Origin of the sequence: Bacillus cereus group sp. BfR-BA-01430, assembly GCF_022663115.1 — a bacterium.
GTDB classification, from domain to species: Bacteria; Bacillota; Bacilli; order Bacillales; family Bacillaceae_G; genus Bacillus_A; species Bacillus_A cereus_BD.
In genome coordinates, this window is sequence record NZ_JAKUEW010000002.1 from 152220 (window position 1) to 166508 (window position 14289).

Genomic DNA, 14289 nt, shown 5'->3' on the forward strand with positions numbered 1-14289 from the left:
AAGTATCTAATTAAAAGGATACCAGAATAATGATTGAAATGAAAATATTATGATTATTTATAGAAAAATAAAATCCCCTCCTATCATAAGATAAGAGGGGACATGTAAATATTAACCTAATTTAGGTAGTAATCGTTCTCCGCTTTTCATCTTACTTTTACATAAAGGGCATTTTGGCTCTTCTTCAAATGAAAAGTTTTTTCTCATCCATCCTAAACAATCCTCTGATTCACATTCCCAAACAGGGGTTTGTTCTGGTGGTACTTCTGCTACATCGTTCTTGCGATTGCGATACATATGACCACTCCTTTTATGTAAAAATTTGAATTATATATAAAAAGGTTGTTAACCGCGCGTGGTAACAACCTTTTTTTATTGTTTAGATTATAGCTTTACAACGTTTTTTGCTTGAGGTCCGCGATTTCCTTCTTCAACTTCGAAGCTAACTTCTTGACCTTCGTCAAGAGTTTTAAATCCTTCACTAGTAATAGCTGAGAAGTGAACGAATACATCGTTACCGTCTTCAACTTCGATGAAACCAAAACCTTTTTCGCTGTTAAACCATTTTACTTTACCTGTTAATGTCATGGCAAATGCCTCCTGAAAATAAAAAAATTATAATATGATCAGTCTTATTTAGACGAAAATAAACATTCACATATTATCAAAAACCCATGAAGAAGGAAAAGCATTCCTTATGGATGTTTGATAATATGTGAAATTAATGTTGTTCAATTGAATCTTAAATTTTATTTTACAGCATATGGTGAGAAATAGCAAGTGCTGGAATTATTATGAAGAAATATAGGAATCGTAATTTGAAATATATACACAGATTTCATTACTTATATTGCTATCACGGGGGAATGTAAAGTGTATTTGGATCATTCTGCATGAATAAATTGTTAAGATGTAAAGAGTTATGAGAAAAATAAATGAAATGAGAAGAATACAATAGAAATGAAAAAGAATCAGCGTGACTATATTGTAATATAATGGTAAAATGAGTTAGGGGGTTGAAAAAATGAGACATACTGAATACAAAGTTATTGAAGCCGCAAAGGAAGGGAAGAAGAAGATCCATCCAATTTTTGCAGTTATATTATCTATTATATTTATAATACTTGGTGAAGTATTTGTATTGTTTATGTTATTCTTACCAAAAGCAGAAACAACATTTATGAAAGGGATTTACGATAATATACAGATGATTTTAATGTTTGGAGGAGCAATTTTTATTGTATTTTTATGGGTGCGCTTTATAGAGAAAAGACCGTTCTCATCCATTGGATTTTGGAAAAATCAATTTTTAAAAAAATACATAAAAGGAGCGTTTATAGGGTTTCTACTTATTTCTCTCCCTGTTGTTTTCCTAGTTATAACAGGATTTGTAAAGTTGCAAATGCAACATATTACAATCACGGCTATATTAGGAATTTTAAGTTCTTTCGTTGCATTTCTCATACAAGGTGCCACAGAAGAAATAATTATAAGAGGATGGTTGTTCCCGGTTATTTCTGTTAGAAGTCGTATATGGATTGGCGTTGTGGTAACTTCTCTTTTATTCGGGTTTCTACATTTGCTGAATCCCGGTGTTACAATCTTATCCATTACAAATATTATATTAATCGGTATATTTGCTGCTTTATACGTATTAAAAGATAATAGCCTTTCGGGAATTTGCGCTTGGCATTCGATATGGAATTGGGCTCAGTACAATGTATATGGTTTTGCGGTTAGTGGAAAAACTGTATTTTCTACACCATTTTTTCGTTCAACGACAAATGGTCCAGAGGCTTTGCATGGAGGAGCGTTTGGAATTGAAGGGAGTATAATTACAACAATTATGCTTGTTGTGGCTTCCATCATATTATGGAAGCAATTGTATAATAAACAAAGAGTACTAAAATAGAAGGTCACTGAAAAAGTTCACTTCATAATAAAAAGGAGTCTATCACCCACTATATACAGGTGACGGACTCCTTTTTATTCTCAACATTTTAATAAAATACATGTTGTTTCTTCAAAGCAATCACTTTTTCAGTGCCGTCCTAATATAGCTAGCATATTACTTTACAGGACTGTATTGTTTGGATGTTTGCAAAATCGTTTTTAAAATTTGTACGTTTGCCATTTCATTTTTGGTAATCGCTTCTTGATATTTGGGAATAAATATTTGAGGAGGTGAAACAGGCATTTCTCCGCAAATATCAATTCCATATACTTCTTTTTTGTAAATCATGGAACGGATATAGCTTAATAATGTCGATAATTTCATATGACCTTGATCCCAATTTGTAACAGTGTCTTTCGGATCTAAAACATCTTTATCGATACTCATATAAATTGTATCGGTTTTAATATGAGAAAGGATTGTATGTAAAGAGACGGTATGTGAACCTTCTACTGGAAAAATTTCTATTTTTGAATGTTTGGAAGAATGGATTTGAAACGAAGAAGGTCCGACAATGATAACTTTTTGGAGCATATCATTGTTTCGCAGTGCAAATGAAACCCATGATCCGCAAGAAATCATATTCCTTTCTTGAGAAGGAGATAGATTCATATCTGTATGATGATCAAACAGAATGAGGGTGAAAGGTTTTAATACTTCTTGAATAAGTAAATATGATACGTAATGATAGTTACCAGAGCCGATAAAGGTAATGCCTTTTTGTTTTCGATTACATAATTGTGTTTGAATGTGCTGCAATGCACTTTTCTCACAATATAAATTTGAGTGTTCCAAATGACGAAAATCAATATCTTCATGTGAATAAGAATGAAGTTTATTTTGTAATTGATACGTTTCATCAAAATGAAGAAAAGTGACACCATTATTTAATAAACTCATATTTATTCATCTCCTTTCTATAACTCTAGCATAAATTTGAAAGAGTATAAAATGAAATGCTTATTTGTATAGGGAGGTGAGTAGAAATCATAAATAAACAGGATAATCGTATAATTATTATTTAAGGGAAATGATGTGTGTAAAGTGGTAGCAAAAGTAGAACTCAATTTTAATATGTAAATGGATAATTTGTGAAAAAATATATTTTGCGGAATAATATAATATAATGAAGCTTTTTTGTTATATTTTGTGATAATATATTGATTTGAAAGCGGTGTACTCTGCTAATAAAAAATGTAATATAATGAAATTGATGGAATACATGTCATGGAGGGACAATATGGGGAATAGTGCTACTTTTGAAAGTTTTTTTGTAAAAGAACCAAGAAAGGAACAGTTATTTTCATTATTTGAGGAAGCATTTGGTGTTTCTGAGAAAATGTTGCAAGATTTCGATGCGAGAGGATTTTGGGATCATACATATAAACCAGTTTCATTTGTTCATGAAGAAAAAGTAATTGCGAATGTTTCTAGTTTTGCGCTTCCATTACTTGTGAATGGAAATGTTGTGAATGCAGCGGGGATTCAGTCGGTTATGACGCATCCCGAGTACAGGCAGAGAGGTTTGATGAAGCAACTTTTTTCTGAAGTATTAGAACAAATTGATAGCCAGTATGACTGTGCAATCTTATTCACGGAGAATCCGAAATTATATGAGTATTTTGGATTTCAAGTTTTAAAAGAATATCTGATGACATTATCATATGAAAGTAGTGAAAAGATAGATTCATCACTCCGAAAATTGGATTTTTATCATAAAGAAGATATTCAGTTCATAAAAGAAAAGATAGAGGAAAGTCAGACGCTTTCCAATATGTTTTCAACGTTAAACTACAAATCTTCTTTTTATTTCAATATGTATGAGGCTAAATGGAACGACAAGCTCTACTATTCAGAAAAACTAGATGCAATGATCGTGTATGAAGTAGAGAAGAAAACATTAAAACTATTTGGTGTGTTTGCACCGGTTTTCCCGATTTTAGATGAAATATGTAGTGAAATTCCTGAAGGATTTACAGAAATTGAATTTTATTTTCATCCAGATGAACTAGGTGTTGAAGACGTAACGTATCAAGAATTTCACTCCAGTAAATATTTAATGGTTCGAAATAATCATAATATCCAGTTCAATAGATGTAAGTTTCCAATTTTAACTGAGTTTTAATCTATATAAATGAAGGATTTGAAACTGAATTTCTTAAGTTTCCAATTGAATACGAGGAAAACCGCATTCTTGTAAAAGAGTGCGGTTTTCTTATGGGATGAAAAATAAGAATACATTGACGAATAAAAGATTACTATTTTATTATTTAATAATGTTAAATATTAATCTGTAGAATATAATAGTAGTAGAGGGGAAGCCGATATATAAAAGAGTAGAAGGAGGAAATATATCAATTATAAACTACCAATTTAATAGAAAAAGGAGAAAGTGTATGAAATCATTCCGAAAATTATTGCAGTATTTAAAACCATACATGGTCTTTGCGATGATTGGACCGTTATTTATGGTACTTGAAGTAGCGATGGACTTAATTCAACCGACTATTATGCAGCACATTATCGATATTGGTATTGCACAGCAGGATTTTCATTATGTCATGAAGATGGGACTTCTTATGATCGGTGCAGCAGCGATTGGATTAATTGGTGGTTTAGGTTGTATGCTGTATTCTACGAAAGCTGCGGTAAATTTTGCAACAGATATTAGAAAAGATGTTTTCACAAAAATCGAGACATTTTCTAGTAAAAATCGTGATGCATTTGGAACAGGTAAATTGCTTACAATTGTAACAAATGATATTACATCTATTCAAGCAGCAATGACGATGACATTGCGTGTTCTTGTACGTGGGCCTTTATTATTTATAGGAAGTATTATGATTGTTTTCGTTACAGCAAGAGATTTATTTTCTATTTTACTTGTCGTTGTACCAATTTTATTTGTTGCGATTGTTTTTATTGCTGGGCGAGCTAGCGGTTCGTTTAAGCGAGTACAAGAAGCTTTAGATAAAGTGAACACAAAACTGCAAGAAAATTTATCTGGTGTTCGTGTCGTAAAAGCATATGTAAGACAAAAGTATGAAATTTCTCAGTTTAAGAAAGTGAACAAGCATTTAACAGGAGTTAATATATATGCAGTGCAAATGATTTCACTCATGATGCCAATTATTATGCTTGTTATAAATGGAGGCATTGTAGCTACATTGTGGATTGGTGGAGAAAAAGTATTTCATGGCACTCTCCAAGTTGGAACGATATTAGCATTTATTAACTATTTAAATATTATTTTGATGTCGCTTATGTCTATTAGTATGGTATTCATTCAAATTTCACGTGCATTTCCGTCTGCTGATCGTGTACAGCAAGTGCTTGATACGAAAGTGGATATTACGAATGAAGTAGATGTATATGAGCCTAAGAAAATAAATGGGAATATTGAGTTTAAAAATGTAAGTTACAGTTACAGCAAAAACGATGAGTACGTTTTGAAAAATATTTCATTTAAAGTCCAAAAAGGTGAGAAGGTAGGGGTTATCGGATCTACGGGAAGTGGTAAGTCTACTTTAATGAAATTACTTCCGCGTTTGTATGATGTTGACCAAGGTGACATTTCCATTGATGGTGTGAATGTGAAATTATATGATTTACAAACATTGCGTGCTTCTATTGGAGTTGTACCTCAAAAGGCATTGTTATTTTCAGGAACGATTGAGGAGAATTTAAAGTATGGAAAAGAAAATGCAACAGCAGAAGAATTAGAAGTGGCAACGGCAGCAGCTTGTGCGACGGAGTTTATTTATAAGTTAGAAGATGCATATCGCTATCAGTTAACGCAAGGGGCAACAAACTTATCCGGCGGTCAAAAGCAGCGTCTATCTATTGCAAGAGCGCTTGTGCGGCAACCTGCTATACTTGTGCTAGATGATTCTACTTCAGCAGTGGATGCAAAATCAGAAAAAATCATACAAGAAGCATTAAAGGATACATATACAGGAACAACAACATTTTTCATTGCATCAAAAATTTCATCGATTATCGATGCGGATCAAATACTTGTCTTGGATAATGGCAAGTTAGTTGGAAACGGCACACATGAAAATTTAATAAAGTCATGTGGAGTATATCAAGAAATTTATCTTTCCCAAGGTGGTAGTTTATATGAAGAAGGAGGGAAAGAAAATGCGTAATTTCCAAGGGCAGTTTGCAAATAAAAATGGGCGTAACAACGTAAAAGGCGGAAAGCCAAAAAATACAAAAGGTACAATAATGAGAATTTGGAACTATATGGGGTATCAAAAAGCAGCTCTTATTTTCGTTATTATGCTTGTAATTGCGACAACGTTATTAGGTTTACTAGGACCGTATTATATAGGAGTTATTATTGATGAATATATTATACCAAGAGACTTACATGGTACAGTTAAAATGTGTATACTCCTTGCAGTCATTTATGGTGTAACCGTATTTTTAACTTGGTTGCAAACATTTATGATGGTGAATGTTGCATTAAAAACAATCCAAAAAATACGCCAAGATCTTTTTGAAAAGATCCAGACATTGTCTCTTCGATTTTTTGATACGCATTCTCAAGGGGATTTAATGAGTCGTGTAACAAATGATATTGACAATTTAAATCAAGCTTTAACACAGAGTGTCGTCCAAATTATCTCATCTGCTTTAACATTTGTTGGTGTAACGATTGCTATGTTTTCACTAGATTGGATTTTAGCAATTGTAACTCTCATTACGGTTCCGATTATGTTTGTTGTGACAAAAAGATTAGTTGCCTATAGTGGGAAAAATTTTGCGAAGCGTCAACAAGATTTAGGAGAATTGAATGGCTTTATTGAAGAAGCGATTACAGGAGCAGATGTAATCACATTATACGGAAAAGAAAAAGAAACCGTTCATAAATTTAATGCGATTAATGAAAAACTGAGAGTCTCAGCAACAAAGGCAGATACATTTTCGGCGTTCATTTTTCCAAGTATGAACTTTATTAACAATTTAGGAATGGGTCTTGTTATTGGAACAGGATCAATTATGGTTTTAACTGGAATGACAACAGTAGGAATTATTGCTTCATTTATTAACTATTCTCGGCAATTTTCAAGGCCGCTAAGTCAATTTGCTACACTTATGAATATGATTCAAGCAGCAGTTGCTGGAGGAGAGCGTGTGTTTGAAATTATGGATGAAGTGCCAGAAATTCAAAATAAAAAAAATCCAATTGTTGTTCAGAAATTAGAAGGTAATGTGACATTTGACCATGTTTCATTTGGATATGAGAAAGAAAAAGAGATTTTAAAAGATGTGAGCTTGCAAGCAAGCCCAGGTGAAACGATTGCACTTGTAGGGCCGACTGGATCTGGAAAAACAACAATTATTAATTTGTTAACACGGTTTTATGATATTCATAAAGGGCAAATTAAAATTGATGGAACGAATATAAAAGAGTATGATATTTCTTCATTGCGAAGCAAAATCGGTGTAGTTTTACAAGATACGTATTTATTTGCTGGAACAATTATGGATAATATTCGCTATGGACGATTGGATGCAAGTGATGAAGAAGTCATTGCTGCAGCTAAAGCTGCTTCGGCGCATTCTTTTATTAAGCATTTACCAAATCAATATGAAACAAAAATAGCATCAGAAGGAGCTAACTTAAGTCAAGGGCAAAAACAATTACTTGCAATTGCGAGAGCGATTTTGGCTGATGCAGATATTTTAATTTTAGATGAAGCGACATCAAATATTGATACAAGAACGGAATTGCAAATTCAAGCTGGATTAAATCGTTTAATGAAGGGGAAAACAAGCTTTGTCATTGCTCATCGCTTAAAGACAATTGAAGAAGCTGATAAAATTCTTGTTATTCAAGATGGAAAAATTATTGAAAGAGGTGACCATACATTACTAATGGAAAAAGAAGGGTTTTATTATGGTATGTACACAAGTCAATTTCTCATTTAAATCAAAATGTTGATAAAAAACGATTTCTCTTCAAATGAGAAATCGTTTTTTTATTGACAAGTGAAAGGTAAGGAAGGATTTCATCACGATCAAAAGGAGCAATCTTTAAGAAAGCTCCTTTTGGTACACGAGTTGTTTAGCTATTTTTTATTGCAATTACAGCCTTTTTTCTTTTTATATCCTTGCTGTTGTAATTTCCTTTTCCGTTCAGAAGAATTGGAAGGTTGAGAGGATGAAGGATGATTCGTTTTATTGTTAGAGGAACTTTTACGATAGTTCATGATTTCATCACCTCCAATTTAATATATAAATATTATATGTTTGAAGTCTATTAAAAGTGACATAAGAAAGAGAGAGCAATATATAGAAAGATGTGTGAAAATAAAAATCCAATGTTCTTCTTTTTGAAGAGTCATTGGATTTTTGTTGTTATAATCGTTTGTTTTGAAGGAACAATTGTGCTTTCGCTGTATGAGCATAATTGAGCCCGTGTACTGAAGCATTTTTTGTAGATGTAAAGTGAAGTTCAATGATATCTAAATGAGAAATCGTTTTTGTAAACGGTACTTTTATACCATTTTGCTGCGCTTCATCCATATAATACGCTAGTTCAGGAAAGGCGTTACATGCGAAATCAATAATTGTAGCTCCTTCCGGTAAGTAAACAGGGGGTAGACTTGTTGTATAGGCAGTTATCGTATTTTCAAATAACTCATATGAAACAAAGCTTTGAAAGGTAAGGGGGTCTTCCGTTAATCTATCATTATTCATAATTATATCATGCATAATGGTATAAGAAAGCTTTTGAATATTTTCGTGATAGCTCTGTAATAAAGAGAAGATACCATGATTTCTCTTTATTTGTGCATTTTTTGTCTGTATGTAAATGATTTGTTGGTTATCATTTAGTTCCACTGTTGTTTTTATTAATAAGAATAAAAATAAGAACTCCTCACCTCAGAATCACATAGAGGGGGAGTTCTATTAGATATTTGATTTATTTTTCCAAAAGCTCAAGAGGAACGTCTTTTTCGCCTAATACTTCGAATTTAATCTCTCCGTCCTCTTCATAAATTCGTTTAATAATCGGTATGGTTATCATTTGCTTTTTATGTTGCTTTCGTTTTCTAGCCACATCTAAATTGATCACGTTCATATTTAAAGCATCCTTTCTTATTATGAATTGTTACTAGAAGAAAATGCGTCCAAAACGGCGCTTTTTACACTTGAAATACCGATTAAAGTGGATTGGATTTTAAATGGAAAATATTATGAATGGTATAAATGCACGTAGAAATTAACTGTATCAAAAAATGAAACAATTTGCCACAAAAAAATTCATTTTTTTGTCTTATAACAGGAAAAAGGAAAGCATTTCGCATATAATGAAAGATAGACAAACAGAATCAACTTTCTCATCAATTTTTTATTATTAAATTTGTTGGAAAGGCGATGAATAATGTGGGCTCTTTAGAATCGTTATTGTTTGAACTTGAGCGATATGGAGAAGAACATGACAGTAAAAAAGATAAGCGGGAGGAAAAATTAAGAAATATTTCTCGTGAAATGGGACAATTTTTATCACTTTTTATCAAAGGATGTCAAGCAAAAAAAGTTTTAGAAATTGGTACTTCAAATGGATATTCAACATTATGGTTAGCAAGTGCATGTGAAGAAACAGACGGAAAAGTTACGACAGTTGAACTTTCTTCAGAACGGGTTGCGGAGGCGCTTGTAAACTTTGAAAAGGCCATTCTCATGCATCGAATCGATATTCATAATCAAGAGGCAGGAGCATTTTTAGATGCGCAAGTTGACGATTCATTTGATTTTATATTTCTAGATTCAGAGCGTACTCAATATATGTGGTGGTGGGAACATATAAAGCGCATATTACAGCCAAAAGGGTTTCTCATTATTGATAATGCCACTTCACATGAAAATGAACTAACTACATTTATGCACATGATAGAAGAGGATGATGCATTTGAAACGGCGTTGCTAGCTTTTCAAAAAGGAGCGTTTGTGGCAAGAAAAAAAGGAAGGTATAGCATTGAATAAGAAGAGTTAGAAACTAAAAATTCGAATGATTCTCAATTGGATTATGGCATGAAAAAAGCTTCTGTGTCAAATGATTCAGTGTGATATGAGACCATGTTTCGTTAAAGATATAAAGTGATTCAATTACGGGATATTGAAAAGGAATAGCGTCAAAGATGGATATATATAGATGCTGAGTTATTTCAGTTACCGAAAGCACAAATACAGTGAAACTTTCATCCGTGGAGGATTCTTCATCTTCCGCTGATTATGAACTCCGCCAATCGGGCTACCTTAAAATAGCGGGATAAAATAAAGACGATGAGCAGTGAAACATAAAGAAGAATACGCCTTTAGCACGTAGCTTTCTAGGTCTTAAGTCTGAGGAAAATAAAGTAGAAAAAAGGTATACTTACAGTAAGAAATAGAAATGACTGCATAAGCAGGAGCTTGTAAAAATAAACGGGAAATTATTGTTATATATGAAATATAGTGCAAATCATTTTGCATATATAAATAAAAGGAGCGATTTTGTTGACAGAATTAGAGAAAAAAGAACCTGTATCGATAGAAAAAAATCATGTGGAAGTTGTGGATACAGTTATTAAAGAAGAAGAACTTGTTGAACTGAATAAAGAAGCTGATCTTTATGTACAGAAATTAAATAGTGAACAAAATACGGATCTTTCAAAAGTTTTATCGCAACTTGGAGATCTAGGTGATAAAGAACAGCAAGCAGCAGGACAAACATTATCCGCGTTAAAACGCCCTGTAACTGCGATGATGAATGGAAAAAACGAGGAAATTCCAAACACACTTTTAGAATTACGTAAAGTAGTTTCAGAACTTGATCCGAATTCATTAAAAGCATCGGGCATGAAGAAATTGATGTTTAAAGTATTTAAGAAAAATCCGCTTGAAACATACGTTCATAAATATCAATCCATAGATAAGCAAATTGAGGAAATTATTCGGTCATTATTAATTGGCCGAGATAATCTACAAGAAGATACAGTTGGCTTAGAAATGTTAAAAGAGCAGTCTTATAATAAGATTCATGCGCTTGATAAACAAGTGTATTTAGGAAAAAAATTGGCGAGCATGCTGGAAGCGGAAAAACAAAATCCAGAGCGTCAAAAAGATATTCCATTAATCAATGATGCATTAGAGAAAATTCTTGTACGCACAAGAAATATGCAGCAAGCGAAAAGCGTGTTGTTACAATCGATTGCCTCTGTAGATATCATTAAGAAAAATAATGAAAAATTAACAGAAGCAATTCGGAACGCCATTACAATGACGCAAAACGTAGTAACGGTTTCAGCAGCGATTCAACTCGCTTTAACAAATCAGCGTAAGACGATTGATGCAGTGAACGCGACAAATGAAGCGATAGAATCGATGGTATTAAGTAACTCACAAGCTTTAAAACAAAATACAGAAGAAACGACGCAGTTGCTTGAAAATCCAGCAATCAGCATGGAGAAACTGCGCGAATCATTCCAAAATGTATTTGCGGCAATTGAAGCATCTGAGAAATCTTCAGAGCGCATTATTGAATCAAGCAAAAAATTTGTGATAGAGCTGGATACATTTAATGAGGAAATGAAACAGAAGCTCATGCAGCGTCCTAAAAAATAAAGATGTATTAGAGGAGGTGAAAAGATGGGTTTCATAAAAATGGTTTTACTATTCATTGGAACGTTACTACTCATTGGATTTACAATCGTTGTTCTTTTTGTGTATTTTGGACGGAAACTATATTTATCATGGGCAAAGCCGTATAAGCGAGCGCATGAATCTATTGAGAAGCTTTCAAATAAATCGACACCATTTTTGCAAGAATTTACGCAGCATCCACTCTTTTATCGCTGGATTCGTACGGAAGGGAAAAAAGAACAGAAAGCTTTTAATACTCTTTTCTGTGTAGCAAATCAACGTACAAAAGAACAAGTTTTCTCGATGTTACCAAAAGATAGACAGAAAAAAGTGCATAGTATGGCAAAAACAACGAAAAAGATTACGAACGAGGACATGGATGTAGCTGTAATGAAGGTAAAAGAGTTTCTAAGACAAGAAGCGCAGCAATCCATGAAACCAACAGATTTGTCGTTTTATCAATTGTATTTTTATGATCGTTATCCAGATGCGCTAAAGACAATTCAATCCTATAAACGATCTATTAACCCTTCATTACAAAGAACGGTTGATGAAATAACAATTTCAGTTTTACAGGCACTTCCTTACTATCAAGAGCAACGCATGTTTGAGCAACAACATAAACTGGAAACTTTCTTAATGAAAGACTTAATTGATATGCTGTCGCTAGTGGCACAACTGCCACCATCACAACGTCCAGAAAAAGAAGAAGAGCTGAAAATGTATTTGCAAAACTTCCAAAAAGAAATGGAAGCAGTAGAGCGTGATATTCGCGATTCCATCGACTATGATTTAAATGTGAAGATGAGAGCGGCGACGGAGAAATTTAAAAATAAGTAAAAGAAAAGGTGCAAAATAAAATCCCCCGCAACTGGAGCGGGGGATTTTATTTTGATTATTTCGCTTTCACAGTCGTTTTACTAGAAGGAACACTTTCATTGTGCAAGCGATCTAATGCAGTCACAGCATACGTATATGTTTCTCCTTGTATAGCTGTTTTATCAACATAAATTTCTCCAAGCTTTGTTTTTCGTATAGTTGTAATTAAGTTTTTCGGGTTTTGAATATCAACGTCATCTTTCCCGTTTACGCGGTAAATCGCATAGTAGGCAGAGTCATTGTTTCTGTCATCAATAATTCCTAAAGCAATTCCTTCATCTCTAGCGATTGCTCCTTTTAAAGTAGGTTGTTTTGGTGGATCATTATCAAGCCAAGGCATAGGTGGAATTAATGCTGGATGTTTATATATATCATGTTGTAATCGATCTTTAATCCCTAATGGATTGTTATTAATATCCTTTAAACTGAAGTGCATACTGCCTTTTATGTCTGCATATTGACGGTTTAGTGCAATTTGTTTTGGATATTCTTCTGGGTCAGACCAAGCTGGAACGGAATTATTATTTATTTTATAGGCAGCTTGTCCAATATATAAGTGAATCGGTTTATTTTTAATTTCTTTTACCCACCAATCAAGAAGTATGTCATAAGCAGCAGGAGCAAAACCGATATTCCAATAAATTTGCGGCGTAATATAATCAATATATCCTTTTTGAATCCATTCTCTTGTATCCGCGTATAAATCATCATAGTTTCTTTGACCAGCAGTTGTATGAGAACCTGTTGGATCATCAGCAATATTTCTCCATACACCAAATGGACTAATTCCGAATTTGACATATGCTTTTTCAGATTTAATCGCCATATTTAAACTTTTAACAAGTTCATTTACATTATGGCGGCGCCAGTCTTCAATATTCGAAAATTTTCCGTTATTATAAGTTTCATATGTGTTTTGATCAGGAAATTCCTCACCAGCTACTTTGTACGGATAAAAATAATCATCCATATGGAGGCTATCAATATCGTAATTTTGAACAATTTCTAACGCGCCTTCTGTAATAAAGTTTTGTACGTCAGGAATACCAGGATTATAGTATAGTTTGCCGCCATAAGATACAACCCAATCAGGATGTTGTCTTGCAGGGTGATTTTCCGCTAAGCGATTTAAGTCCGTATGATTCATTGTTATGCGATAAGGATTAATCCAAGCGTGAAATTCAAGGTTACGTTTGTGGGATTCTTCAATCATAAATGCAAGTGGGTCATAGCCAGGGTCTTTCCCTTGTGTCCCAGTAAGATATTCAGACCAAGGTCCATATTTTGAAGGATAAAAAGCGTCTGCGGTTGGTTTGATTTGCACAACAACTGCATTCATTCCGGCACTTTTCACATCATCTAGTAGTTTCATAAACTCTTGTTTTTGTTTTTCAATAGACAAGCCAGTTTGAGAGGGCCAATCAATGTTAAGTACAGATGCGATCCATGCAGCGCGTAATTCATGTTTTGGAGAGTGGGTGGATGCTTCAATGAGTGTGGTATGGAAGAATAGGAAAGGAATCAATAAAAAAGCGCTACAACAACTTAGGAATCTTTTTTTAGAAATCATTGTATGCCTCCTTATATATTCTATTATTGAAACTACTATATCATGTGAATGTAAGATTCACAATTAAGAAAACAGAATATTGAATCTTTTTTGCGTAAAAAATATTTTTGCTGAAACTTCATTTCATAAGCACTAATTTGTCTTTATACTTCATATGATTTGTAATAACGTAAAACTTCTTTTCGTTAGTGGTTTTACAGTGCTTATAAAAGGATAAAGATTACTTAAAGTGTATAGGAGGATTATG

The 14289-nt window shown here is 33.2% G+C and carries 13 protein-coding genes; 7 read left to right on the top strand and 6 right to left on the bottom strand.

Features of this window, described 5'->3' with window-relative positions; genetic code table 11:
- Positions 1–111: 111 nt before the first annotated feature.
- Together MR058_RS05150 and MR058_RS05155 are read right to left on the bottom strand one after the other, a co-directional pair.
- Complete coding sequence (locus MR058_RS05150) at positions 112–297, bottom strand: cold-shock protein (protein WP_242142959.1); 186 nt, start codon at positions 295–297, stop codon at positions 112–114.
- Between the two features lie 87 nt (positions 298–384).
- Entirely contained in the window at positions 385–588 is a 204-nt protein-coding gene (locus MR058_RS05155; RefSeq protein ID WP_242142960.1) for a cold-shock protein, read from the bottom strand.
- 436 nt (positions 589–1024) lie between these two features.
- On the opposite strand from MR058_RS05155, the gene MR058_RS05160 reads away from it, so the two are divergent.
- Positions 1025–1912, top strand: a complete 888-nt coding sequence (locus MR058_RS05160; protein WP_242142961.1) for a CPBP family intramembrane glutamic endopeptidase — start codon at positions 1025–1027, stop codon at positions 1910–1912.
- A gap of 156 nt (positions 1913–2068) precedes the next feature.
- Here the strand turns inward: MR058_RS05160 and MR058_RS05165 are convergent, their stop codons facing one another.
- Positions 2069–2854, bottom strand: coding sequence for an arginase family protein (locus tag MR058_RS05165; protein WP_242142962.1), 786 nt, complete (start codon positions 2852–2854; stop codon positions 2069–2071).
- 340 nt (positions 2855–3194) lie between these two features.
- Between MR058_RS05165 and MR058_RS05170 the strand changes: the two genes are divergently transcribed.
- The 3 genes from MR058_RS05170 (at position 3195) to MR058_RS05180 (ending at position 7894) form a co-directional block, all read left to right on the top strand.
- Entirely contained in the window at positions 3195–4079 is an 885-nt protein-coding gene (locus tag MR058_RS05170; RefSeq protein ID WP_242142963.1) for a GNAT family N-acetyltransferase, read from the top strand.
- A gap of 271 nt (positions 4080–4350) precedes the next feature.
- Positions 4351–6105, top strand: a complete 1755-nt coding sequence (locus tag MR058_RS05175; RefSeq protein ID WP_242142964.1) for an ABC transporter ATP-binding protein — start codon at positions 4351–4353, stop codon at positions 6103–6105.
- Positions 6098–7894, top strand: coding sequence for an ABC transporter ATP-binding protein (locus tag MR058_RS05180; protein ID WP_242142965.1), 1797 nt, complete (start codon positions 6098–6100; stop codon positions 7892–7894). The genes MR058_RS05175 and MR058_RS05180 overlap by 8 nt, the downstream gene beginning before the upstream one ends.
- A gap of 429 nt (positions 7895–8323) precedes the next feature.
- On the opposite strand, the gene MR058_RS05185 is transcribed toward MR058_RS05180, so the two are convergent.
- Both MR058_RS05185 and MR058_RS05190 read right to left on the bottom strand, forming a co-directional pair.
- Positions 8324–8809: a GTP pyrophosphokinase gene (locus tag MR058_RS05185; protein WP_242142966.1), complete on the bottom strand. Its 486-nt coding sequence runs from the start codon at positions 8807–8809 to the stop codon at positions 8324–8326.
- A gap of 82 nt (positions 8810–8891) precedes the next feature.
- On the bottom strand, positions 8892–9050 hold the full coding sequence (locus MR058_RS05190; RefSeq protein WP_242142967.1) for a hypothetical protein: 159 nt from the start codon (positions 9048–9050) through the stop codon (positions 8892–8894).
- 296 nt (positions 9051–9346) lie between these two features.
- On the opposite strand from MR058_RS05190, the gene MR058_RS05195 reads away from it, so the two are divergent.
- From MR058_RS05195 to MR058_RS05205, 3 genes are all read left to right on the top strand, one after another.
- A complete protein-coding gene (locus tag MR058_RS05195; RefSeq protein ID WP_242142968.1) occupies positions 9347–9955 on the top strand; it encodes an O-methyltransferase in 609 nt (202 codons plus the stop codon).
- A gap of 513 nt (positions 9956–10468) precedes the next feature.
- Positions 10469–11575, top strand: coding sequence for a toxic anion resistance protein (locus MR058_RS05200; RefSeq protein ID WP_242142969.1), 1107 nt, complete (start codon positions 10469–10471; stop codon positions 11573–11575).
- 24 nt (positions 11576–11599) lie between these two features.
- Positions 11600–12433, top strand: a complete 834-nt coding sequence (locus tag MR058_RS05205; RefSeq protein ID WP_242142970.1) for a DUF3974 domain-containing protein — start codon at positions 11600–11602, stop codon at positions 12431–12433.
- Between the two features lie 55 nt (positions 12434–12488).
- Here MR058_RS05205 and MR058_RS05210 read toward each other — a convergent pair whose 3' ends face one another.
- The gene (locus MR058_RS05210; RefSeq protein WP_242142971.1) at positions 12489–14042 is read right to left on the bottom strand and encodes a glycoside hydrolase family 10-like protein; all 1554 of its coding nucleotides are present in this window, start codon (positions 14040–14042) and stop codon (positions 12489–12491) included.
- Positions 14043–14289 lie beyond the last annotated feature (247 nt).